Annotated in this window: 18 protein-coding genes and 2 tRNA genes; 5 read left to right on the top strand and 15 right to left on the bottom strand. The window is 26.4% G+C overall.

Going from position 1 to position 24,750, the window contains the following annotated elements:
* Positions 1-7: 7 nt before the first annotated feature.
* The 4 genes from AC4FRL_RS11055 to AC4FRL_RS11040 all read right to left on the bottom strand — a co-directional run bounded on the left by AC4FRL_RS11055 (position 8) and on the right by AC4FRL_RS11040 (position 2,550).
* A complete protein-coding gene (locus AC4FRL_RS11055) occupies positions 8-439 on the bottom strand; it encodes a nucleoside deaminase (RefSeq protein WP_491140288.1) in 432 nt (143 codons plus the stop codon).
* Between the two features lie 2 nt (positions 440-441).
* Positions 442-1,707, bottom strand: coding sequence for an HlyC/CorC family transporter (locus AC4FRL_RS11050; RefSeq protein ID WP_491140287.1), 1,266 nt, complete (start codon positions 1,705-1,707; stop codon positions 442-444).
* Positions 1,708-1,850: 143 nt separating this feature from the next.
* Positions 1,851-1,925: transfer RNA gene (locus tag AC4FRL_RS11045), tRNA-Arg, on the bottom strand.
* 55 nt (positions 1,926-1,980) lie between these two features.
* Entirely contained in the window at positions 1,981-2,550 is a 570-nt protein-coding gene (locus AC4FRL_RS11040) for a TetR/AcrR family transcriptional regulator (RefSeq protein WP_491140286.1), read from the bottom strand.
* A gap of 161 nt (positions 2,551-2,711) precedes the next feature.
* Between AC4FRL_RS11040 and AC4FRL_RS11035 the strand changes: the two genes are divergently transcribed.
* Positions 2,712-3,599 carry a phosphatidylserine decarboxylase gene (locus AC4FRL_RS11035; protein WP_491140285.1) on the top strand — a complete coding sequence of 296 codons (888 nt, stop codon included), beginning with the start codon at positions 2,712-2,714 and terminating at the stop codon, positions 3,597-3,599.
* 36 nt (positions 3,600-3,635) lie between these two features.
* On the opposite strand, the gene AC4FRL_RS11030 is transcribed toward AC4FRL_RS11035, so the two are convergent.
* Together AC4FRL_RS11030 and AC4FRL_RS11025 are read right to left on the bottom strand one after the other, a co-directional pair.
* Positions 3,636-4,787: a Card1-like endonuclease domain-containing protein gene (locus tag AC4FRL_RS11030; protein WP_491140283.1), complete on the bottom strand. Its 1,152-nt coding sequence runs from the start codon at positions 4,785-4,787 to the stop codon at positions 3,636-3,638.
* 142 nt (positions 4,788-4,929) lie between these two features.
* A tRNA-Arg gene (locus AC4FRL_RS11025) sits at positions 4,930-5,006 on the bottom strand.
* A 189-nt stretch (positions 5,007-5,195) separates the two neighbouring features.
* Here AC4FRL_RS11025 and AC4FRL_RS11020 point away from each other — a divergent pair.
* Positions 5,196-6,071 (top strand): DegV family protein, encoded by an 876-nt coding sequence (locus AC4FRL_RS11020; protein ID WP_491140282.1) that lies wholly within the window; start codon positions 5,196-5,198, stop codon positions 6,069-6,071.
* Positions 6,072-6,156: 85 nt separating this feature from the next.
* Here AC4FRL_RS11020 and pepT read toward each other — a convergent pair whose 3' ends face one another.
* Entirely contained in the window at positions 6,157-7,377 is a 1,221-nt protein-coding gene (gene pepT, locus AC4FRL_RS11015) for a peptidase T (RefSeq protein ID WP_491140281.1), read from the bottom strand.
* Positions 7,378-7,562: 185 nt separating this feature from the next.
* Here pepT and AC4FRL_RS11010 point away from each other — a divergent pair, with 185 nt between their 5' ends.
* Positions 7,563-8,732 carry a L,D-transpeptidase gene (locus AC4FRL_RS11010; protein WP_491140279.1) on the top strand — a complete coding sequence of 390 codons (1,170 nt, stop codon included), beginning with the start codon at positions 7,563-7,565 and terminating at the stop codon, positions 8,730-8,732.
* Positions 8,733-8,824: 92 nt separating this feature from the next.
* Here AC4FRL_RS11010 and AC4FRL_RS11005 read toward each other — a convergent pair whose 3' ends face one another.
* The 5 genes from AC4FRL_RS11005 to AC4FRL_RS10985 all read right to left on the bottom strand — a co-directional run bounded on the left by AC4FRL_RS11005 (position 8,825) and on the right by AC4FRL_RS10985 (position 13,336).
* Positions 8,825-10,264, bottom strand: a complete 1,440-nt coding sequence (locus AC4FRL_RS11005) for a sulfatase family protein (protein WP_491140278.1) — start codon at positions 10,262-10,264, stop codon at positions 8,825-8,827.
* Between the two features lie 118 nt (positions 10,265-10,382).
* Positions 10,383-10,703, bottom strand: a complete 321-nt coding sequence (locus AC4FRL_RS11000; protein WP_491140277.1) for a PTS sugar transporter subunit IIA — start codon at positions 10,701-10,703, stop codon at positions 10,383-10,385.
* A 52-nt stretch (positions 10,704-10,755) separates the two neighbouring features.
* A complete protein-coding gene (locus AC4FRL_RS10995) occupies positions 10,756-11,070 on the bottom strand; it encodes a PTS sugar transporter subunit IIB (protein ID WP_491140276.1) in 315 nt (104 codons plus the stop codon).
* Positions 11,071-11,099: 29 nt separating this feature from the next.
* Positions 11,100-12,002, bottom strand: a complete 903-nt coding sequence (locus tag AC4FRL_RS10990) for a DUF7916 family protein (protein WP_491140274.1) — start codon at positions 12,000-12,002, stop codon at positions 11,100-11,102.
* Between the two features lie 38 nt (positions 12,003-12,040).
* Positions 12,041-13,336: a PTS sugar transporter subunit IIC gene (locus AC4FRL_RS10985; RefSeq protein WP_491140272.1), complete on the bottom strand. Its 1,296-nt coding sequence runs from the start codon at positions 13,334-13,336 to the stop codon at positions 12,041-12,043.
* Between the two features lie 284 nt (positions 13,337-13,620).
* Between AC4FRL_RS10985 and AC4FRL_RS10980 the strand changes: the two genes are divergently transcribed.
* Positions 13,621-14,793 (top strand): ROK family protein, encoded by a 1,173-nt coding sequence (locus AC4FRL_RS10980; protein WP_491140271.1) that lies wholly within the window; start codon positions 13,621-13,623, stop codon positions 14,791-14,793.
* Between the two features lie 64 nt (positions 14,794-14,857).
* Here AC4FRL_RS10980 and AC4FRL_RS10975 read toward each other — a convergent pair whose 3' ends face one another.
* Positions 14,858-15,829: a 3'-5' exoribonuclease YhaM family protein gene (locus tag AC4FRL_RS10975; protein ID WP_491140270.1), complete on the bottom strand. Its 972-nt coding sequence runs from the start codon at positions 15,827-15,829 to the stop codon at positions 14,858-14,860.
* A gap of 134 nt (positions 15,830-15,963) precedes the next feature.
* Here AC4FRL_RS10975 and AC4FRL_RS10970 point away from each other — a divergent pair, with 134 nt between their 5' ends.
* On the top strand, positions 15,964-17,232 hold the full coding sequence (locus tag AC4FRL_RS10970; RefSeq protein ID WP_491140323.1) for a CCA tRNA nucleotidyltransferase: 1,269 nt from the start codon (positions 15,964-15,966) through the stop codon (positions 17,230-17,232).
* Positions 17,233-17,449: 217 nt separating this feature from the next.
* Here the strand turns inward: AC4FRL_RS10970 and addA are convergent, their stop codons facing one another.
* Entirely contained in the window at positions 17,450-21,250 is a 3,801-nt protein-coding gene (addA, locus tag AC4FRL_RS10965; protein ID WP_491140269.1) for a helicase-exonuclease AddAB subunit AddA, read from the bottom strand.
* Entirely contained in the window at positions 21,240-24,716 is a 3,477-nt protein-coding gene (addB, locus tag AC4FRL_RS10960; protein WP_491140268.1) for a helicase-exonuclease AddAB subunit AddB, read from the bottom strand. The genes addA and addB overlap by 11 nt, the downstream gene beginning before the upstream one ends.
* Positions 24,717-24,750: the final 34 nt, after the last annotated feature.

Here is a 24,750-nt window from a genome sequence, read left to right as displayed (position 1 = left end):
TCATTACTTACCCTCGTCTATCTTTGAAAAATTCTGTTAATATTTTACTACATTCCTCATCATTTTCCCAAACAACTTCAAGAAAATGATTCAGATTGTGGTTTTGAAGAATATTGATTACAGAACCAGAAGCTCCAGTATTTTCATCAAATGTACCAATATATATTTTTGAAATTCTACTTTGTAAAATAGCTCCTGCACACATAGGACATGGTTCTAATGTAACATACATTTCACAACCATTTAACCTCCAATTATTTAACTTTTTACAGGCTTCCTTTATAGCAAGAATTTCAGCATGTGCTGTTGAATCCTTTAAGGTTTCTCTTAAATTATGAGCTTTTGCAATAACCTCTCCATCTTTTACAATTATAGCACCTACAGGAACTTCTCCTTTTTCTTTAGCTTTTTTTGCTTCTTCCAAAGCTAAACTAAGCACATTTAACTCTCCTCTTTTTCTATCTTATAAGTATATACTCTAACTTTTTTAATTCTATTTCTATCTAACTCTTCAACTATAACCCTAAAGTCATTTGTTTTTACTTCTTCTCCAACTTCAGGCATTCTTCCTAAATAACCAATCACATATCCTCCAATAGAATCAAATTCTTCAGATTCTATATCAAATCCTATCATATCGCTTAAATCAGAAAGTCTTGTACTACCATCTACAACGAATTCATTTTCTTTTATAACTTCTATATCCTTATCTCTTTCGTCGTATTCATCTTCAATTTCTCCTACAATTTCCTCAATTAAATCCTCAATAGTTACAATACCTACTGTTCCACCATATTCATCTAATACTACAGCTATGTGATTTCTTGTAGTTCTCATCTCTGCAAAAAGTTCAGTTATCTTCTTAAATTCAAAAGTTCTAAAAGGCTCTCTCATATAGTCTGTTACATTAAAGTCTTTTTCATCGCTATCTAAAAGTATTAAATCTTTAACATTTAAAATACCTACTATGTCGTCAATTGATTCATTATACACAGGTATTCTTGAAAATTGTTGTTCTTTTATAACTTTAAGAATCTCCTCATATGTAGAAGTAACATTAACTGCAACAACATTTACTCTTTGAACCATTATATCTTTAACTTGAAGATCTCCAAATTCAAAAACGTTAAATATCATCTCTTTTTCTTCTTCTTCAAGGACGCCCTCTTCTTCACTTACATCTACCATAGTTTTTAATTCTTCCTCTGTTATGAAAGGCTCACTTTTATTTAAATCCCCACCTAAAAGCTTTACTATAAGTGAAGATATTGAAGTAAATAACCATACAAAAGGTTTAAAAACTATTACAACTATATTTATTATAGGCGCTACAGCTAAGGAAACTTTTTCGGCATTTTGCTTAGCTAAAGATTTAGGTGTTATTTCTCCGAAAATTAATACTAATATTGTCATAACTCCAGTTGCCAATGCAACTCCACCATCACCAAATATTCTATAAGCAAGTGTTGATGCTAAAGATGATGCACCTATATTGACTATATTATTTCCTATTAAAATACCACCTAATAACTTATTTGGGTCTTCTAATAACTTTTCTAAAAGCTTAGCTCCCTTTACATTTTCATCAACCATATGTCTAACTCTTATTTTACTTAAAGACATTAAAGCAGTTTCTGAAGCTGAAAAAAAGCCTGATAAAACTATTAATATAATAAGAAGAACAATCTGCAACGTATATGGGTCCAAATGAACTCCCCCCTAAAAATTTTATATATTTTCTTATTTATTTTTCTATATAATTATTATATTATACAAAAATTTATTATTAAATAATAATACTTAAAAAACTCCATATAAATATGGAGTTTTTTACTTCACAGTTAAAACCATGGTATCCCCAGTAGGAATCGAACCTACATCTATCCCTTAGGAGGGGATTGTTCTATCCATTGAACTATGGAGACTTATTTTAATTTTTATTATAATTTTAACTCTATAACTAATATATGTCAATATGACTTATTTTATTAGTATTCCCTCTAGTATATTAGTTGTAATTTCTGAAAAAACACTATCAACATCAAATTCTTTTTCTTTACTTAATTCATATAATGAAGTTGATATAAGGCTTCCAAACAAACTATGTGCTAATAAAGAAGTGTCGCAATTTCTTATTTGATTTTTATTAACAGCCTCATTTAATATTCTTTCTATTCCTTCTATATATTGATTTATCTTTCCTCTTAGCTCATCCTGTCTAGTTTCCTGTCCCCAAATTTGACTCATTACAACTTTAAAAAAAGCTCTATTTTCATATAATAACTCAAATTGCATCTTAAATAATTTTTTTAATTTATCTATTGGTTCATCCTTAAGATTTTCTAAAGTCATTAGTTTCTCATTCCATATTTCTAAACCTTTGTTAATCACAAAATTAAAAATCTCTTCCTTATTCTTAAAATTATAGTAAATGGTTCCCTTGGCAACACTTGCTTTAGCAGCAATCTCATCTACAGTTGCACTATTATAATCATAAACTGAAAAAATATTTATAGCTGCATCAAAAATAGCCTTTTTGGTTTTATTCATATTATTCACTCCACCTTCATTATTAAAACAATTTAATGATATAATACTTATTTTATTTAATCAACAACAGAAATTTGTAATTTTTTGTTTACAAGTTCAATTTATATATATAATAATATAATATATGTATTTAACATAAATTTTAAAGGGAGATATCATATATGATAAAAAATTTTAATAGAAAAACTAAAGCTTATGACATTGAACAAGTAGCTGGTCTTAAGTATATAAATTGGTCTTATTCATCTCCTATCGGAAAAAGTTTTTTAGAATTATTTATAAAAAAGAAATTGTTTTCAAAACTTTATGGTGATTTTTGTGATTCTTCTTTAAGTAAGAAAAAAATCAATAAATTTATTGATGAATTCAATATTGATATGTCTATATGCACTAAAAAGAAGGAGGACTTTAAAAACTTTAATGACTTCTTTGCAAGAACTTTAATTAAAGAGGCTAGACCTATTGATTATAATAAAAATATTCTAATTTCACCTGGTGATGGTAGACTACTAGCTTATGAAAACATAGACCTTGATAAACTTGTTCAAATTAAAGGATATACTTATTCTTTAAGAGAATTAATAGACGATTCTAAAGTAGCTGAAAAGTTTAAAGGTGGAACATGTTTAATCTTAAGATTATGCCCAACAGATTATCATAGATTTCATTTTGTAGATAGTGGAACTTGCAGTAAAACAACAAAAATAAAAGGATTTTATTACTCTGTAAATCCTATTGCATTAAATAATATTCCTAATCTTTTCTGTAAAAACAAAAGAGAATGGTCTATTTTTAAATCAGATAATTTTGGTGATATACTTCATGTAGAAGTTGGTGCTACTTGTGTTGGTACAATTATTCAAACATACATACCTGAAAAAAGAGTAGATAAAGGGCAAGAAAAAGGATACTTTAAGTTTGGAGGTTCTACTACTATACTATTCCTTGAAAAAGGAAAAGTAAAAATAGACTCTGATATTTTAGAGCAAACTAACTTAGGATACGAAACTAAGGTCAACATGGGCGAAACTATTGGTCGTAAACAATAAAAACTTAGCTTTTAAGCTAAGTTTTTATTGTTTTAATTAAGATAAGACCTTATTTATTATCTTTTCTAATTTCTCTTTAAATATTTTTTTATCACCATCAAATATAACTAAGTTTATTCCCATTTCCTCAGCTCTTTTTAAAATAGAGGACTTTAAAGGAGGATAAGTTGCAACTAATATCTTAACTACATTTTCTCCGCCTAGCTGTTCTGAATAAACATTTAGTTCATTTAGTGCTACTTCATCATACTTTTTAGAATCTTTACAAGAAACACATATTAAAACTGAATCCTTTATAGCAACTACATCAACTTCATTTTTAATTCTAGATTCTTTATCATTCCAAAGAAAAAGCACTCCACTTTTTATATCATCAATACTTTTTATTTCTTCAATAATATTTTTTGTTAAAACTTCTAACCATGTTCCACTTTTAAATATAAAACCCTTTATAAATTCATTTTGAAAAGTTACTTTTAAATACTGGTCAAAGCTTCTTATTTTTATTTGTCCATTTTCCTCTAAAAACTTTAAAATTTTATCAATTAAATTTTTTTCTTCTTTATTTAGAAGTTCTCTATCTATTTTTATTATTTTAGGATTTGACTCATCATGAATAAAAATAGAATTATCACTTAATTTTATCTTATATCTTTTCCAAAGTTCTAAATTATTAGCTATATGATTTGTAATTTTTTCTATTATATTTATTTCAGACATCTTAGTTGAATCTGATATTATGGAAGCTCCTATACTATCTATAATATCCTTAACATCTAAATCTATAAAATTACATTTGCTTAAATTTATATCTCTTAAATTTGATGTTAAAATTTCCTCCTTAGGAATATCAAGAAAAAAACAATCTATATTATATTTTAAAGCTAAATTGTTCATAATTAAGATATCTCTTTTATCGCCTTGATTTAAACATATAGCTACTTTTTTATCCTTAACACTTTCTATTAACTCTTTTAAAGAAGAAATTATGTCCTTATCTATTTTTTTAGTTTTAAGATTAATATTAGGAAATTTATTTAAATAAAACTGCTTTAAAGAATTTGAAATTCCAATTTCTTCATCACTTTTATATAAATATATAATTTCCTTAGGACTTAACTTTTCACTTAATAAAATACTTGACTCATTGTGGTCATCTAAAATAGTAATTATAATATCATAATTCATATTATCAACCCTTATCAATATTTTATGAATAAAACTATTTATAATTATTTTCACCTAAGCAAGTATTTTTATTCTAAAAAAATAGATAATATACTCTTTATAATTAAATAAAAAAAGCTTACAACTAAATGTTGTAAGCTTATGGTGCGGCGAAGAGGATTCGAACCCCCGACCAATCGGTTCGTAGCCGACTACTCTATCCAGCTGAGCTACCACCGCATATTTATCAGACTTATAATATCATATATTTAATAATAAATCAAGTTGTTACATATTATTCCCACATCTCAAATTATTATTAAATATACTATTTATAACTTATTCTTCAATTTTATGCCCTAGATATTTTTTATATTAAATATTATACTTATTTAGAATAATTCAATTAAATGAGGAGGAAAAATTATTTTGAAAAAATTTGTTATATTTACTGATTCGGCTTCAGATTTGCCAAAAAGCCTAGTAAAAGATTTAGATGTTGAGTATTTAGGACTTGTCTGTAATATTGACAACATAGAATACACAGATAACATTGACAGCAAACTAACTCCTGAAACTTTTTATAATAAATTAAGAGAAGGCTCAATGCCCTCTACAAGTCAAGTAAATTCCTTTAGATTTGTGGAAGCCTTTGAAGAATACATAAAAAAAGGAATATCTATTTTATACTTATCTTTTTCCTCAGCCTTAAGCGGAACATACAATAGCTCTCTTATGGCTAGAGAAGAACTTTTAGAAAAATATCCCCACGCTGAAATAAAAATAATAGATACTAAAGCTGCTTGCCTAGGTCAAGGTCTTATAGTTTACCATGCTGCTAAAATGAAAAAATCAGGAAAATCCTTAGATGAAATTTACTCTTGGGTAGAAGAAAATAAAAACAATTTATGTCATTATTTCACAGTAGATAGCTTAGACCACTTAAAAAGAGGTGGAAGAATATCCTCTACTGCAGCAGCTATTGGAAGCTTACTAAATATAAAGCCTATGCTATATGTAAATGAATTAGGTGAACTTCAAAATTTTGCTAAGGCAAAGGGAAGAAAAAAATCATTAAAAATGTTATTTCAGCAACTTGAAAATCGTATAATAAATCCTGAAGAACAAACAATATTTATAGCTCATAGTGATTGCTTAGATGATGCAAACACTTTAGCAAAAATGATTAGAGAGAAATATAATGTTAAAGATATACTTATAGATTACATAGGAATCGTAGTAGGTTCGCATACTGGAATAGGAACATTAGCCTTATTTTTCTTAGGTGATAGAAAAGAACCTTAAATTTTAATTATTTAAAATTTAAAAAACCTATAAATATATTTTGACTTATACTCTAAATATATTTATAGGTTTATTTTAATCAATTTTATTTTTCAGCATAATTTTTTACTATATTTATTATAACTTCAACTGCTTTTTCCATAGAATTCACAGGTATATATTCATATCTTCCATGGAAGTTTTCTCCACCTGCAAATAAGTTAGGTGTAGGTAATCCCATAAATGATAATCTAGCTCCATCAGTACCCCCTCTTATTGGGTTTTTAATAGGCTCTATTCCACAATCTCTCATTGCTTTTTCAGCAGCTTCAACAATATGCATCTTAGGTTCTATCATTTCTCTCATATTCATATATTGATCTTTTAATGTTACTGTTACAGTTCCTTCTCCATATTGTTTATTTAAAGTTTCTGCAATTTCATTAAATTTTTCTTTTCTATTTTTAAATCCTTCTTTATCAAAATCTCTTATTATAAATGACATTGTAGTTTTCTCTACTTCACCTTGTATGTCTAATAAGAATGAGAATCCTTCATAACCTTCTGTCTTTTCTGGAACTTCATCTAAAGGTAGCATTGAAACAAATTCATGACCAACTAATATTGAATTTATCATTTTTCCCTTAGCACTTCCTGGATGAACATTTTTACCTATTATTTCAACCTTAGCACTAGCTGCATTAAAGTTTTCATATTCAAGTTCACCTATTCTTCCGCCATCTAAAGTATATGCAAAGTCTGCACCAAATGCTTTAACATCAAAATGGTCTGCACCCTCTCCAATTTCTTCATCTGGAGTAAATCCTATTTTTATATCTCCATGCTTTATTTCAGGATGATTTACTAAGTATTCAACTGCTGTAATTATTTCAGCTATTCCAGCTTTATCGTCAGCCCCTAAAAGAGTTGTTCCATCTGTAGTTATTAAAGTTTGTCCTTTGTATCTTGGAAGTTCTGGTGAAAAACTTGGTGATAAAACATATCCATGTCCAAGTTCAATATCTTTTCCATCATAATTTTCTACTATTTTAGGATTAACATTTTTACCACTCATATCTGGTGCAGTATCCATATGTGAAATAAATCCTATCTTTGGAATATCTTTATCACAATTGCTATTTAAAGAAGCATATATATATCCTTTATCACTAATAGTAACTTCATCTACTCCAATTGCCTTTAATTCTTCAGCAAGCATTTTTCCTAATTCTAATTGACCTTTAGTACTAGGAGTAACCCCTGTTGTTTCATCTGATTGAGTATCTACTTTTACATATTCTAAAAACCTTTCATGAACTTTCTTCATGCTCAACACCACCTTGATTAAATTGTTAACATTTCGTTAAATAAATACCTATATAATAATATTATGACTGTTTTGAAAAAAAAATACAACCGTCCTCATTTATTAATAAGTAAATATATCCTATAATGATTAATATTGGTGTTACTTTCTATAATTAAATAATAAAACTTTAATAGAGGTAAAAGATGAAAAATAAAAAATTTTCAATTTCAATTTTAATTTCAATTTTTTTAGCGATAACATTATTAATCCTATCTTTTTTATATTATATAATTTCCTATTCTAAAAACTTAAATAACTTTAAAAAAGATATAGAAGCAAATAATTACAAAGAGGCATACTATCACTTTAATTTAGGAAAAGATAGCTACTTATTAAAAGAAAATTTTATTAAAGATTCAAAAAATATAATTTTAGATAAATTCTACAAATTAGAAGAAAATTATAATAATAAAAATCTATCAGAAGAAAAAACCATAGAAGAAATAAATAATTTACTAAGCCTAAATGATTCTATAGATGAAATTATTGCTTTTAAAAACAATATGCCTATAATAAAAAACTCTGAAAATAACTTTAATGAAGGGGTCTTATACTTAGAAAATAAAGATTACATTAACGCTCTTAATTCTTTTCAAAAGGTAAATGAAATTTCAGATTACAAAAACAAAGCATCAGAATATGAAGAAATATGCTTGCAAAAAATAAGAGAACCTATTTTAGATGAAATAAATAAGTACATTTCAAACAAAGAATATTCAGAAGGAATTAAATATTTAAACTCTAAAAAAGAAATTACCCAAAAAGACTTAAAACTTCAAGAAAAAAAACAAGAACTAGAAAATCTTAGATTAGAACACCTTAAAAATTATAGTGATGAACAAATAAGCAAATCAACTAAACAAACAGCTCCTCTTAAGGAATATTATAAAAAATTAAGTGAAAACACCATAAACCAATTTAATATAGAAAGCGACACAGAAAACTTAATTTTTGTAAATATATGCGACCAAAAAACTTACATATATACTGGTGAAAAAAACAACTGGTCTTTAGATAAAACCTTTGTTTGTTCAACAGGAATAGAAGGACAAGAAACCATAATTGGAGAATTTAAAGTTCAAGATAGAGATACATGGTTTTTCTCTCCTAAATATAGACAAGGCGGTAAGTACTATGTTCAATTTATGGGTAATTACTTATTTCACTCAATCCCCTTTGCTTCTGATATGAATACAATATTAGATGATACTTTAGGAGAACCCTCTTCTCATGGATGTATTAGACTTTCTGTTGATGATTCTAAATGGATTTATGAAAATATTCCATCAAAAACAAAAATAATAATATACTAAAAGCTTTTAAAATATAAAAAGCTATAAATTAATATAATCTATAGCTTTTTATATTTTTAAAAAAAATTAATACTAAAAGTTATTTTTAAACCCTAATTATTTTCTGTTTCCTTAATATAATACTCATGTCTAGAAATTTGACCAAAACCAGTTACCTTTTCTTTTGATGCATCAAACCTTTCATCAACATATTTATTTATCCAAAGATTTAACTTATTTAATAGCTCTTTTTTTATATCCTTACACTTTAAATCTAATATTAAATTTATTTTTTCATCAGGGTCATTTATTAAATCATAAAGTTCATCCTCTCCATAAGAATATCTATGGATAAGCTTCCATTCTCTCGTTCTAATCATTCTATTAGGACCATATTCATCAAAAATTATAATTTCATCCTTTTTATCTTCACTTTCTTTTTCATTAATTAAAACACTTTTAAAACTTTTACCTGGTAAATTATTTGGCATAAACTCACTTATATTAAGTAAATCTAAAATTGTAGGCATAATATCATAATGGCTACACATATCTTCTTTAAGCTTTCCATACTTAATACCTCTTGTCCATGAAATTATAAAGGGAACTTTCACAGAGGTATCATATAAATTCATAGGAAATGTTCCATTACCTTTTCCCCATATTCCATGGTGTCCCATATTCATACCATTATCTGAGGTAAATATTATTATTGTATTTTCAAAAATATTTTTTTCTTTTAAATAGTCGATAATTTTTCCTATATTTTCATCCACAGCAGTTATTGATGCATAATATCCTGTAAGAAATTCTTTTCTTTTTTCCCCTATTCCAATTGGACATGTACTAATTTGATTTTTATTTAATTCTTCTATAGGTACAGATTTAAATTCACAATTTTTATATAAATCCCTATACTTTTTAGGATGTTGTTCCTTCTCCCATGGACTATGAGGAGCTGTATAATGAACACTTAAATACCATGGCTTTTCATCTTCAATTAATTCCTCAAGCATCTCAATAGCTTTATCTGTAATTAAATCTGTTACATAATAATTTTCCTTTATGCTAACTTCACCTTTTTCAACTAAGTCTGGCGAAAAATATTCTGTACCACCTCTCCCTAATACACACCATCTTTTAAATCCTTGTTTTGGATTTAAGCTATCACCTAAATGCCATTTTCCACTTATTGCACAGTTATATCCATTGTTATTTAAAATATTAGTATAAGTTTCCATACCTTCTAAATAATCTATACTAACTTTTTCATCTTTATATATTTCTTTACTAGAAAGCTTAAAAAGATTTTCTTTATTAAAATTTCCACTTCTAATCCAATCATGAACACCGTGTTGAGAAGGTATTCTTCCTGTTAAAATAGAAGCCCTAGCAGGTGAACAAACTGGAGATGCACAAAAGAAATTACTAAATTCAACTCCTCTAGAAGCTAGTTCATCTAAATTAGGAGTTATTATCTCATTATTCCCTGAACTAGACATCGTCCATGCCCCTTGGTCATCAGTTAATATGAATAATATATTAGGTCTCATAAAACTCTCCTTTATAACAAATTCTTTTCTTTATAAAAGTTTATTCACCTACTTATTACCCTATACAAAAAAGCTAAACACTATAAATAGCATTTAGCTTTTTTAATATTTTATATTATTAAATTTTTGAAATTCTTTCGTATATTTCTATTACCTCTTTAGCTAAATCTATAAATGTTATTGCATTCATTAAATGGTCTTGACCATGAACCATTAATAATGAAATAATATTTTTATTTCCATTAGCTTCTTCACTTAATAATTTTGTTTGAGAATTATGTGCCTTTGATAAGGAGGAATTTGCATCTAAAATTTTACTTTTAGCTAATTCAAAATTTCCTTTTTTAGCTTCATATATAGCTTCCATAGCATTACTTTTAGCATCTCCACCGTACATTATTAGATTCATTATAACTTCTATTTCTTTTTGATTTTCCACAAATACACCTCCATAAAAATTACTCTCAACTTTTAGATATTAAAATATTATTTTACTCTAATAATGCAAGAGCACTATCTAATACCTTTTCTCCATTCATCATCCCATAATCAACCATTTGAATAACATCTAGAGCAAAATTATATTGTTTAGCTTTTTCTTCAAATTTTGATTTCATAAAACGAACTTGAGGTCCTAATAATACTATATCTATTTTCTTATCTTGTATATAAAGATCAGCTTCCCCAACTGGAACAGCAAATATTTCTGCTTCAATACCTCTATTTTTAGAAGCCTTATTCATTCTCTCAACCATTAAACTAGTACTCATACCAGCAGCACAAGCTAACATAATTGTTAATTTCATATTTATCATTCCTTTCTTTATTTTATTTATTAACGATTAATTGAGCGTGCAACCATAGATATAGTATGACGAACTCCTCTAATCGCTTTACTCATTGCAAATATATTTTCAAATGGTGCTAAACCACCATATCCAGCATCACCTATGTGTTGTATATCAACACCACATATTTTATTTCTTATAGCAATTTGCTTTATTGTATCTTCATCAGCACTTTCTTGACTTGTTCCTATAGCAGTTAATACTAAAGCATCTTTACTATGTGCAACTTTAACAACTTCTTTAAGTTGAGCTTCATCAAATCCAGGAACTGTGCCAACAGCAGGAACTAATATAACATCAGCACCAGCTTCTATAAATTTTTCAATAGCTTTTATATCTGCAACATTTTCATTTACTCCAGCTCCGTGCATCTTTCCAGCAATTATAAGTCCTGAAAAAATTTCCTTTGCTAATCTAATAGTTTTTTCTATTTGAGCATTAGTTACTCCAGTTCCAGGATTACCTGTAAAACAAACAAAATCCATACCTAATTCTTGAATCTTATTTATTGTATCAATAGTAGCTTGTCTCCCCCTACTTATTTGGTATATGTCTTCACACATATCAGCCTCTAAATCAATTGGTTCTAGATTAACTCCAATAGGGCGACCAACTAAACGATGTAATGCATCAACAAATGACTCTCCATCTTTTATATTTAATCCAAATATATTAGGATTAAATACATCTAAACAATTTAATAAAATTAAATCCGCTCCAAAAGCTCTAGCAATTTCTGAATTTGTTATATCTCCTATAAAAGGTTCTCTAATAACTACATTTTCAGAAATTATAGTTCTCCCCTCACTAGCTTTAATACTTTTCTTTAATTCCAAAGAATTCATATTTAAAATTTCTGATGCATTTGAACTAATAAACCTTTTCCCCATATTTTATATCTCCAATCTAAAATAATATTACAAAATTCTTAATTAACTTTAATATCTTCTAACTCTAAATTTCTTCTTTCTACCACCTTATAGAATGTCCAATATATAAATATATCTATAATTATTAATATAACTTGTAAAATAGCTCCACTTATATTACCACCAGTTGTTAAAAATCCACTTATTACTGGTGGCATAGTCCAAGAAACAGCAATCCCAGTTGTTTTCGCAACTAATCCAGTTGCCATAGCTGAATAAGCAATTACGGCATTTGTTATTGGTGCTAAAATAAAAGGTATTAATAATGAAAAATTCATAACTATTGGTAATCCAAACATAGCAGGTTCATTTATATTAAATATTCCAGGTGCCAAGGTCAATGGTGCCATAGTTTTAGTAACTTTACTTGAAACTTTTCTTCTAGCCATTATAGCTATAACGATTACTAGACCAATAGTTGCACCTCCACCGCCTATATATACAAAATTATCCATAAACTGTGCTGTAATAATATGTGGTAAATTAGCCGCACTATCAGCTTGGAATATTAATCTATTAGCATCTGAATTCATTAGCCAAATTGGATTTAAAATACTATTTACAACATTACCTCCATGTATTCCAACAAACCAAAATAAACTATTTAATAATATAGCAAATATAGTTCCAAAAATATTATTACCTAATAACCCTAGAGGTCCACCTAAAACTATCATCATTAAATCATGTATATTACCTATATTAATAGTCTCCAAAACTGCAAAAATAATTAGCCACAATGTTATAATCACAGCTCCAGGAATAAGTGCACTAAAACTTCTAGCTACAGCTGGAGGAACTGAATCAGGTAATTTAATTTGTATATTTCTATTTATAAATTCTTTAAATATTAATGCTGATACTATACCAACTATCATAGCAACAAATAAACCTTTACTTCCCATATATTGAACTGGAATTCCAGCGCCAGCTTCACTTGATACAAATGGTGTAACCACAATAAACGCTGATAATGAAATTACTCCTGCTGATACACCGTCAACTTTATATTGCTTAGCTAAACTATTTGCTACACCAAAACTAGTTATTAAACCCATAAGACCAAAACTACTATCTACGCCTTTCCATAAATACGAATCAATTCCTACAGATGTTAACCAATCAGTCCATGATTGTATTGGAAAACTGGCTATTACAAGAAATAATGATCCAATAATTATAAGTGGCATACTTAATGTTATTCCATCTCTTATTGAAATTAATATCTTGTTAGAACCTATTTTAGCAGCAATAGGTAACATCTTATTTTCTAAAAAAGATTCATTTTTTTTCATAACTTCTACCCCCTTTTATTTCATTTAGAACCATAATTTGTAATATTTTATAACTAATAATTACATTTTATACCTTTTTATTCCTTTTGTAAATGTTTTTATAATTATTTTTTATAATTTAAATTTACTTAAAATTATTATTTTCAATACTTTTTATAATAATTTATAATAAATAAAAATTTATTATAAATTATTATAAAAATACATTTTTTGTATTTTTTAATTTATAATTTACTTATACAAGATTTAATTTATTAAATATATTAAAATAGCGAGGATTTAAAATGAAACTTTCAAAAAAACAACAAGAATTAAGATTTAAAATATTAGATAAAATTTACTCTAAAGGACCAATTTCCAGAATTGAAATATCTAAAGAAACAGGCATAACACCAGCAACTGTTAGCGAAATAACCTGTAGTATGATTAATGAAGAAAATCTTATACATGAAGTTGGAGAAGATCCTTCTCAAGAAAAATCAGGAAGAAAAAAAATATTGTTAAATATAGCACCTAATCATAGTTTTTATATAGGTTCAGAATTGTCAACAAAATATATTTCATTTTGTTTATCTGATAATAAAGGCTCTCTAATTAAAAAAGATATTATTAAATTAAATGAATTAACAGAATCTATATATATTTTAAAATTAAAAGACTTTATTAAATCTTGTGAAAAATATAATCCTAGAGCAATAGGAATAGCTCTTCCTGGACACTTTGATAAAAAAAATGATTGTATTATTACTAATAATGAGTTTTGGAAAAACTTTAATATTAAAAATATAATAAACTCAATAAATTTACCTATTTATTTTAAAAATAATGTAAAATGCATGACTTTAGCAGAACGTTTATTTGGAAACTATAAAAATAATGATAATTTTATATTTTTTCATATAAGTAGAGGAATGTTTTGTTCATATATGTACAATGGTAAACTTTACGCAGAAAATAATCTTCTTGTAGGTGAAATAGGACATATAGTTGTTCATCCTAACGGAGAATTATGTGAATGTGGTAAAAGAGGTTGTTTACAAACATATGGTAGTGAAGCTTGTATTATAAAAAAATCTCAAATACTTTATGATAATTCAAGTAATACTTATTTGACACAATTAGTTTCCTCACGAGATGAAATAACAATAGAAACAGTTTTAAAAGCATATAAATTAGGAGATGAAGGTGTAATTACAATACTTAATTTAGCAGTTAAATATATTTCAATTACTATAAATAATTTATCTATGATGATTGACTCTAATAAGATAATAATTCATAGTGAACTATTTATAGAACCTTTATTGTTGGACTTATTAAAAGAATCATTAAATCAAAATTTAAATTTGCTTTCTGATTATGAAAATAAAAACTTTATTATAAAAGAATATAAAGATTACAATGGTTGCCTATCAGCAACAGCTCTTTGTGTATCTAAACGCTTACTTATGAATTAAATCATAATAAAAAGTAGACAAAATTATATAAATTAAATTTGTCTACTTTATTATCTAATTAAATCTAATTATTTTTTCCATACATTCCATGATTATATATTCTTCTGCTATCTAAAGACCAAATTCTTTCTGAGAACTCATTCTCATTTGTTTCTTTAATAGCTTTTCTCATATCGTACATTCTAGCATCCATAACATCTAAATAATGTAACATTTCAGCTTCTGGTATAAGAGGTTTAATAGGACTTCCATACTCTGGCTCATAGTGATGTGATAAAACCATATGTTGAAGTAACATTATAATTTTACTATCTGCATTAACCTCTTTTCCTATTACCTCAATTTCCTTTACTCCCTGTGTAATATGACCAAGTAAAGTTCCTTCTAAAGTATATTCATCTACTATTCCCATTTCATTAGAAGACATTTCTTTTATTTTAGCCATATCATGAAGTATTACTCCTGCATAAACTAAATCTCTATTTAAGAAATCATATATTGAACAAATACTTTCTGCTAACTTTAGCATAGTTGTTATATGATATAAAAGTCCTCCCTTTATTGAATGATGATTAGATTTAGCAGCTGGATAATACATAAGTTTATCTTTATTAATCTCTAAAATTCTATTAAGAATATTTTTTATATCTAAATCCTTCATATTATCAACAGTATTTTTTATAAAACTAAACATTTCATCACTAGTGTATGGTGCACTTTGAACAAAATCATCTAAGTTTATATTATCTTCTTCACTAACTTTATCAAAATGTTCAACCTTTAACTGTAAAGTTCCTTGCCAACTATTGACTGTCCCTCTTATTTTAAATACTGTATTGCTTTTTAATTCTTCATGCTCAGGTTTAATCTCCCATACTTTACCTAATATATCACCAGTTTTATCACTTAAAACTAAATCTAAATATTTCTTCCCACCAGAATTAGTAGTTTTTAAAGTAACTGATTTTAAAAGAAAAAAACCCTCAACTCTTTCTCCTTTAACGAATTCACCTATCTTTTTAACTGGTATGTCCATAAGTCTATCCTTTCTTTCATTTAATCTCTATTTTAATTATTGCATATTATTATTTTTTGTAAACAAATAAGTGCTCTATTTATAGCTAAAATTTGCATTAATTGATAAAATAACTACTAGGAGGTGACATGTTAATGAAATTACCTAACAATGTCCAATATATCTTAGAGAAATTTAACTCTAATGGCTTTGAAGCCTTCATAGTTGGTGGTTGTGTAAGAGATTCTTTATTAAATAAAAAACCTGAAGATTATGATATTACAACCAATGCATTTCCTGAAAAAATAGAAGAGTTATTTGAAAAAACAATTCCAACAGGAATTAAACATGGAACAATAACTGTTTTAATAGATAAAACACCTTATGAAGTAACTACTTATAGAGTAGATGGTGAATATTTAAATAATAGAAAACCTAAGGATGTAAAATTTGTTTCTAATATAGAAGAAGATTTATCAAGAAGAGATTTTACAATAAATGCAATGGCATATAGCCCTTATTTAGGCTTTAAAGATTGTTTTAATGGAAAAGAAGATTTAAAAAATAAACTAATAAGATGTGTTGGAAATCCAGATAAACGCTTTTCTGAAGATGCTTTAAGAATGCTTAGAGCTATTAGATTTAGTTGTCAACTAAATTTCGAAATTGAAAAAAACACAGCTGAGTCTATAAAAAGAAATTTTAAACTTATAAAAAATATTAGTATGGAAAGAATTCAAAATGAATTTACTAAAATAATTTTAAGTGATGACCCAGATAAAGGTCTTATGTTACTTAGAAAACTTGGATTTTCTGACTTTTTAATTGAAGAATTTAAAAACCTAAAAATAATAAATTGCTATGATTTATATGATGATGTTCATGATACTTATGGATTAATAAATTCATTACCAAAAAAACTTCATGTAAGATTAGCAGGATTATTTTATAAAGTATTTAACTCTGAAAATGCAGTTAATGACTGTAAAACTATACTTAAAAAGCTTAAATACGATAATAATACAATAAATAATACCTGTAACTTAGTAGAAAACATAAATAATATTTCATGTAATATGACAAGAAAAAAACTAAAGTTACTTATAAATTCAGTTGGTGTTGAAAATATCTTTGACTTACTAGATTTACAAAAATGTTATTTATCATATATGGATGAATATGATACTGAATGTATAGATATTTTAAGAAATAGAATTTCTGATATTTTATCTTCAAAAGAGCCTATATTTATTAAAGATTTAAAAGTAACAGGAAATGATTTAATTAAAGAACTAAATTTAAAACCTGGAAAAAATATAGGTGTTTTATTAAATTTTCTTCTTGAAAATGTAATGCAAACACCTGAATTAAATACAAAAGAAGATTTAATAAACCTTAGTAAACAATTTAATTCATATAATTAAAAATTTAAGAAGCCCTAAAATTAAAACTTAAATTTTTAAATAAAAACCTTAGATTAATAAATTTTAAGATATTTATATTAAAATTTAAAATACTACTTTGAAGATATTTCTTAAAAAACTTCTATAAAAATTTAAAAGTTCATGTAAAACTAAACTATTTAACTTTAAAAGTTTTATTAGTATGTATCTTCAAAGTAGTCATTATATACTTTTAAGATTAATTATATTTTAAAGCTTTTTCAAGATAAAAGGAGTAAAGATAAGCCTCTTTGACCTCTTCTCCTAAAATTTTATTTAATGTAAATCTATATAATTTAATTTGATTTTCATATCTTTCTTTAAATATCTGTTCTTCATCTTTCTTAACATAATCTGTTTTATAATCTAAAAGAACATATCCACCTTCCTCTTCAAAGAAAAGGTCTATAATACCTTGTAATCTAAGCTTTTCATCATCTTCTACCTCATCATTAATATTATCTTTTATAACGCTAACAGGAATTTCAGTTATAAAAGGTAACTCTCTATATATTTTTCTTCCTTCTTTATATGCTTTTAATAATCTCTTACCTAAATCACTTTTAAAGAATTTTTGTATTTTAAATATATTTACTACCTTTCCTTCTTCTTCTGTTAAAAGTTCTTTTTCAACCATTTTATTAACTTCTTCACATATTTCTTCTATGCTATTAACCTTATCTAAAGAAATATGTTGCATTACAAAGTGTGTTATAGTTCCCTTTTTAGCTGCTGAAAAATCCTTTATTTTTTCTTGCATAAATTTAGGCTTTCTTTTTATTTTATTTTCTTCTTCTTTTTCTTTATAATTATCAAACTCTCCATAACTTTCACTAATACTTTCTTCCTCATTCTTAAGGCTTTTTAACTCAGTTACAGATATATTTGATGGAATATTACAAGATTCTATATATTTATATTTAAAATCTAATCTATTTTTTACTTCTATATAATCTTCCTTACTTTTTTCCTTATCCCAATTATCAAAATTAAACTCATTTGTAACTTCTTTTTTATCATTCTCTTTCTCTAAAAGCTCGCCTTTATTCCAAAGCTTAAAAGCCCACTTAGAATTATCATTTACACTTAAATTAAATTCTAAATTTCCTATATTTCTTATAATATCTCCATCTTTATGTTTAGCTAAAGCCATGCAAATCCAATCTAAATAGCTTCTTCCCTTTAAAACATTACTAGGATTAATAATATTATCACCTTCACTTACAAAATTACACCATCTTTCACAGGCTTTTTCAAAGTCTGAAACTGCTCCTGTTATAATTAATTTTTCCTTTGCTCTTGTAAAGGCAACATATAATATTCTCATTTCTTCAGATAAAACTTCTAATTCACATTTTTTCTTTATAGCATTTTTTTGAAGAGTATCATACCTTATTCTCTTATCTACATCTATACAATTTGTTCCAATACCTAAAGTTTCATGTAAAAGTATATCTTCTCGTAAGTCTCTTTTATTAAACTGCTTTCCAGTCCCTCCTAAAATAACAACTGGAAACTCTAGCCCCTTACTCTTATGAATACTCATTATTCTAACAACATCTTCATTCTCTCCAAGAATTTTTGCACTTCCCATATCCCCTGAAGATTTTTTTAGCTTATTTATAAAGTTTATAAAATTAAATAACCCCTTAAAACTTGTAGCTTCATACTGTCTAGCTCTTTGGAATAATATTTTCAAATTTGCCTGTCTTTGAATTCCATTTGGCATTGTACCAACATACCCATAGTAAGATGTATCTGAATATAAAAACCATATAAACTCATCTATAGGCATATATGATGCTTTCTCTCTCCACCTATTTAAGTTTTTCAAAAAATATTTACACTTCTCCTTTAACTCAATAGATATTAAATTATCGTACTCACTATTTACAACACCCTTTATTATTTCAAAAAAGTATTTATTTTTATCTAATAGTCTTAAATCAGCAAACTCATTAGCTGTAAAAGAAAATATAGGTGAACGTAAAGAAGATAAAATATAAATATCTTGCATAGGATTATCAATTATATGCAATAATGACAAAATAGTTCTTATCTCAATTGTTTCAAAATATCCTGTACCTGTATCTGCATAAACAGGTATACCATAAGTTCCTAGTTCATCAACAAAGGTTTCAGCCCAGTTCTTAGTAGCTCTAAGCAAAATAACTATATCCTTATATTTTATCTTCCTATACTTTCCTAAATTCTTATCAAAAACCATATATGCTTTTTTATTCTTAGGAAACATTAATTCTTTAATCTTATTTCCAATAATTCTAGCTTCTAACTGTATTGAATCTAAGTCCTCTTCCTCATCACTTTCTTCCTCAATCTCTTTTTCAATAAATCCTTTTTCACCAGATTTATTTAATATCTCAACTTCTATAGGACCTGCAAATTTTAAATTTTCTATTTCACTTTTATATTCCTTTTCAACATTATAAATACTTAGTTCTTCATATAAAGCTCCTAAATTAAGGGCTTCTTTCTCATCATATTCAAGCTCTCCAACAGTACTACTCATTAAAGTTTTAAAGATATAATTTACTCCATCTATAACTTCTTCTCTACTTCTAAAATTTTTATAAAGCATTATTTTTCTATTTAATCCTAAATCCTCTTTATAATTTATATACTTATCTAAAAAAAGGTCAGGATTAGCTTGTCTAAACTTATATATACTCTGTTTAACATCTCCAACCATAAATACATTAGGATTTTCAACATCTCTTCTTGAAACCATTCCTACAATTGTTTCTTGAATAGTATTACTGTCTTGATATTCATCAACTAAAACCTCTTCAAACTTATCTCTAAATTCTAAAGCAACTTTAGAAGGAATTATGTTTCCCTTCTCATCTTTATCTATTAATATTTTTAAGCAAAGATGCTCTAAATCATTAAAATCTAAAATATCCTTTTCTCTTTTCTTATCTCTATATTTATTAGAAAATTCAATTACTAAATCCTTTAAACAATTCATTAGTCTATACATCTTATTCATTCCTAAAATAGCTTCTTCTAAAGAAGTTTCAAAAACATTATCTCTTAAATTTTCTACTATTTTTTTGCTTTCATCTCTAAGATTTTTAGTTTTCTCTAAAGCTCTTTCATCATTAACCTTTGTCTTTCTAACAGACTTTAATCTTCCAAACTTAGCACCCATAAGCTTATTATAAAACTTTACTATACCATTATTTAATTCTTCCTTAAGCTCTTGAACCTGTTCTATTTCAGGATATATATTAATTAGATAAGGCTCAAGCCCCTCATCCATTTCAGCAATTCCTTTAGCTTGATTAAGCATTGAGTTAGCATTGTTTAAATCTAAAAGTATGCTTTCTTTTAATACATTTACCCACTCTTTACTATCAAGTTCTTCTACGGACTTTATTTGAAATTCACTAACCTTTTCCTCTAACCACTTTTCTGGCCAAGGTCCACTCATTATAAAATTATAAAATTTAAATATTATATTGTTTAATTTATCATCACTTTTACTGCCCCCATAAGCCTCAACTAAATCCTTAAAGCACTTATCTTCCTTACTATACATTTCTTCAAAAAGGTCTGCTAAAATATCCTGCTTTATAAGCTCACATTCTGTTTGGTCCCCTATCCTAAACCCAGGGTCTAAATCTATTAAATGAAAATTATTTTTTATAACTTCTAAACAAAAAGAATGCATAGTTGTTATACTAGCTCTATTTAAAAGTGCTAATTGTCTCTGTAAAACCTTAGAATTTGGGTCCTTCTCTAAAGCTTTAGATATAGCATCTCCTATTCTTTCTCTCATCTCAGAGGCTGCAGCATTAGTAAATGTTACAACTAATAATCTATCTATATCAATAGGATTTTCAGTATCTGTTATCATCTTTATTATTCTTTCAACTAAAACAGCAGTTTTTCCAGAACCTGCTGCTGCAGCTACTAAAAGATTACAATTTCTAGTATTAATAGCTAGTTCTTGTTCCTTAGTCCACTTAGTTCCCATTTAAATCACCACCTATCTTCTCACTTATATTATCCCAAAGTTCCTCATCTTTTTTCTTAACAATAACTTTATACCTGTTGTCTTCTAAACTAGAATCAAACTGGCATATATGTGAATACTCACAATTATCACAAACAGTATTTTTATTTTCCTTACAAGGTTCTATATTAATTCTACCCTCTATCATATCTTGACATATCTCAATCATTTTTTTATTTACATATTCTCTTAATAAATCAAATTGATTTTTGCTTATTAAAGCTTTATTTTTACCTAGCTCCCCAGATTTCTTCATATTTGCAGGAATTATAAGAGAATGAGTTCCTGGCTCTAATTTATTATCCATAGCTTTAACAACTTCTATATCATTTAATAAAAGTCCTTCTAACTTTAACTCTTTTAAAATTTCATCTTTTATTTCATCTTCTGTTAAATCACCCTTAGACTTTAATATAGGGTCATCTATTTTAAAATAAAATATTGCCCCTGGCATAGCTTGACTTTCTAATATATTTTCTGAATTATTTATAAGTGCATCTAGATAAACTAAAAGTTGCATTTGAAGTCCATAATAAAATTTATTTAAATCAAATTTTTTAGAACCTGTTTTATAATCTATAATTCTTAAATAAGTTTCTTCACCACACTCTAATTTATCAACTCTATCTATTCTTCCATTTAAATAAAATTTTTCTCCTGAAGGAAGTTCTAGTTTTATTGAATCTAAGTCATCATAAGAACCAAAGGATAACTCATTTTTATAAATCTCAAAATTACTTCTTCTCATTTGTTCACTAATTATAAGAACTGACTTTGTAAGAATCCTTTTAAATCTTTCTGTAAAATATTCATATCTCTTAGAACTATTTAATATAGATGACTTATTATTTTTAACCTGTTTATCAACTAAATAATTTATAGTATCTCTACAATTTTCTTTACTTAGTTCATTCCATTTTAATCCTTTTTCCTTTATTTCATTAGTAAATTCATCTAATATTTCATGCATAAAACTTCCCAAATCTGGTGCTGTAAATTCATATACCTTTCTATTCTTAGCTTTTAAACCATATTGTATATAATAAGCAAAAGGACATTGTGAATATCTTTCTAATCTAGAAACACTTAAAGAAATTTTATTTTTATTATCACTATAAAGTCTTTTTGCTCTTTCCTTTGATATACTGTTTTCTAAATTTGTATATTTAAGCCCCTTAACTATATAATCTATTTTTTCTTTCCACTTAGGCTGTTGTAAATACCAATCATAAACATACTTCCAATAGCCTTCTATTTCATTTCCTTCATACTTTTCTCTAATAGCTATCATTAATTCATTTAACGTAGGAACTTTAGCAGAAACTTTATCATACTTATCTTTAACAAGCTTAAAACCATCACTTTCCTCTTTTATACTTGGAAATATCTTTTTAAGCCTATGAACAATAAAAGATGGTCTTTGAGACTTACCTTCAAAATCAGCTAAAGGATAGGTAACAACCAAATATTCTTCAGCTATAGTAAAAGCTGTATAAACTAAAAACTGTTCTTCAAAAATTTTATTTTTAGTATCAGATGCTAAACTTACTCCATTTTCAAGTAGAATTTCTCTATCACTATCTGACAATATACCTTCATCCTTTTTAGCAGAAGGTAAAACTCCGTCATTTACTCCTATTATATATAAAGCTTTAGCCCCTCTACTTTTTATCCTTGTTATATCCCCTATACTTACTTGGTCTAAAGCTATTGGTATAAGTCCCATTTCATATTTAGATAACCCAATATTTAATATATTCATAAAATCATCTAAACTTAAAAGCTCCTCTTCTAAAACATCAACTGCCTGTTCTAAAACCTCTATAAAAATATCTCTTACTTCTGAATACTCCTTAGCTTCTGTAGTCATATTATTTTTTTCAAAATACTGAACATAATCATCAATAGTATCCATAACATTTAACTTTTCATCTAAAAACTCATAAATAATTGTAGCAAATTCTTTTAACGTCTTTTTACCCTTACAACTTTCATAAAGTTCTTCTAAAGGAGAAACTATAACCTCTCTTATAGCATTTAATTTTTCTAAGGCTTCCTTATCTTCCTCAGATATTTCTTCCTCTTTTAAAATATTAAAACTATAATTAACCCAAGGTTCCTTCCACTTGTTCCCCTTAATTCCATAAGCTAAAACATAATTTTCTAATTCATCAATAAGTTCTGCTCCTTCAATTCCACTAAACTCTTTAAGAAGTCCAGTTTTAAGATATTTAAACATATTCTCATATGTCCAATTTTTACTTATTATATCTATAGCAGAATTAATAAAAACAATAAGAGGATTACTAGATATATCTATCTTTTTATCTATATAATAAGGTATTTCATATTCTGAAAATATTGCAGATATAATTTTCTCATAGCCCTCTATATCTTGACTTATAATTGAAATATCCTTAAATCTATATCCTTTCTCTCTAATAAGTCTTAATATATCCTTTGCAATAAAATCTACCTCATCATAATTATTATTTGCTCTATACAACCTTAAACTATCACATTCACCTTTATATCCTTTAGAGGAATAAAAATATAAATTATTTTCTAAATAAGCAAGATTTTTATTCTCTTTAAACCTATAAGGAACTCCATTATTTAAATTTAAATACCCACTAAAAGGAATATTTTCAGTTTCTATTAATTTAAGCAAACTATTTTCTGTTTTTTTAGTAGTAAAGAAAATATTGTTATCTCCCTTTTCAGCTTTATCATCCATACATAAAGTTATATTTACATTTTTAGCTTTTTTTAATAACTTACCTATAATACTTAATTGATTAGGCGTAAAGCTACTAAATTCATCTATCCAAATCTCTGAATCATCATATAAAGAACAATCATCTAATCTATCCTTTAATAAGGTAAGTTTATCCTCCTCATCTATATGAGCTTCATGCAATCTAGAATTAAACTCAACAAAAATATCCTTTAATTCTTCTATTTTCATTCTTAAATTTGCATCCTCTATTTTATCAATAACATTTAAATCTAAAACCTGTTCATCTACATTATATTTTTTAAACTCACTTATAATTTCAGAAACAATATCTATAAAGCCTTTTTGTTTAGATACATTTTCAAAAATAATCATCTTATCACTTAAGTCCTCTAAAACTTTAAAAATCAACATACTTTTCCCTGCATTGCCCATAATAGTTTTTGTTGTTCCACCACATTCATTAAAGACATTATGAGCAAGTCTTTTAAAGCTAAGAACTTCAGCTCTTAAAACATATTTTTCTCCTATCTCTTTTAAGACTTTATTTTCAGTTTGAAATGTAAATTGTTCAGGGACAATCAATACTAATTTATTTTTAGAAGAATTATTTATTCTTTTTTTTATTTCATTTATACAAAAAGAACTTTTACCAGTACCAGCTCTTCCATATATAATTTTTAATCCCATTTTTTCACCTCTTAATTATTTATATATTCAAAAA

The organism is Clostridium sp. TJA032 (assembly GCF_058310275.1).
Note: the sequence above shows the minus strand (reverse complement) of the source record. Positions and strands in the feature narration are given on the sequence as shown.

What these genes read in the sequence shown, in the direction of transcription:
- AC4FRL_RS11040 (WP_491140286.1), bottom strand. Translation starts at nt 2,550, where the DNA reads ATGAATAAAACCAAAAAGGCTATTTTTGATGCAGCTATAAATATTTTT.
- AC4FRL_RS11035 (WP_491140285.1), top strand. Translation starts at nt 2,712, where the DNA reads ATGATAAAAAATTTTAATAGAAAAACTAAAGCTTATGACATTGAACAA.
- AC4FRL_RS11030 (WP_491140283.1), bottom strand. Translation starts at nt 4,787, where the DNA reads ATGAATTATGATATTATAATTACTATTTTAGATGACCACAATGAGTCA.
- pepT (WP_491140281.1), bottom strand. Translation starts at nt 7,377, where the DNA reads ATGAAGAAAGTTCATGAAAGGTTTTTAGAATATGTAAAAGTAGATACT.
- AC4FRL_RS11010 (WP_491140279.1), top strand. Translation starts at nt 7,563, where the DNA reads ATGAAAAATAAAAAATTTTCAATTTCAATTTTAATTTCAATTTTTTTA.
- AC4FRL_RS11005 (WP_491140278.1), bottom strand. Translation starts at nt 10,264, where the DNA reads ATGAGACCTAATATATTATTCATATTAACTGATGACCAAGGGGCATGG.
- AC4FRL_RS10995 (WP_491140276.1), bottom strand. Translation starts at nt 11,070, where the DNA reads ATGAAATTAACAATTATGTTAGCTTGTGCTGCTGGTATGAGTACTAGT.
- AC4FRL_RS10990 (WP_491140274.1), bottom strand. Translation starts at nt 12,002, where the DNA reads ATGGGGAAAAGGTTTATTAGTTCAAATGCATCAGAAATTTTAAATATG.
- AC4FRL_RS10985 (WP_491140272.1), bottom strand. Translation starts at nt 13,336, where the DNA reads ATGAAAAAAAATGAATCTTTTTTAGAAAATAAGATGTTACCTATTGCT.
- AC4FRL_RS10980 (WP_491140271.1), top strand. Translation starts at nt 13,621, where the DNA reads ATGAAACTTTCAAAAAAACAACAAGAATTAAGATTTAAAATATTAGAT.
- AC4FRL_RS10975 (WP_491140270.1), bottom strand. Translation starts at nt 15,829, where the DNA reads ATGGACATACCAGTTAAAAAGATAGGTGAATTCGTTAAAGGAGAAAGA.
- AC4FRL_RS10970 (WP_491140323.1), top strand. Translation starts at nt 15,964, where the DNA reads ATGAAATTACCTAACAATGTCCAATATATCTTAGAGAAATTTAACTCT.
- addA (WP_491140269.1), bottom strand. Translation starts at nt 21,250, where the DNA reads ATGGGAACTAAGTGGACTAAGGAACAAGAACTAGCTATTAATACTAGA.
- addB (WP_491140268.1), bottom strand. Translation starts at nt 24,716, where the DNA reads ATGGGATTAAAAATTATATATGGAAGAGCTGGTACTGGTAAAAGTTCT.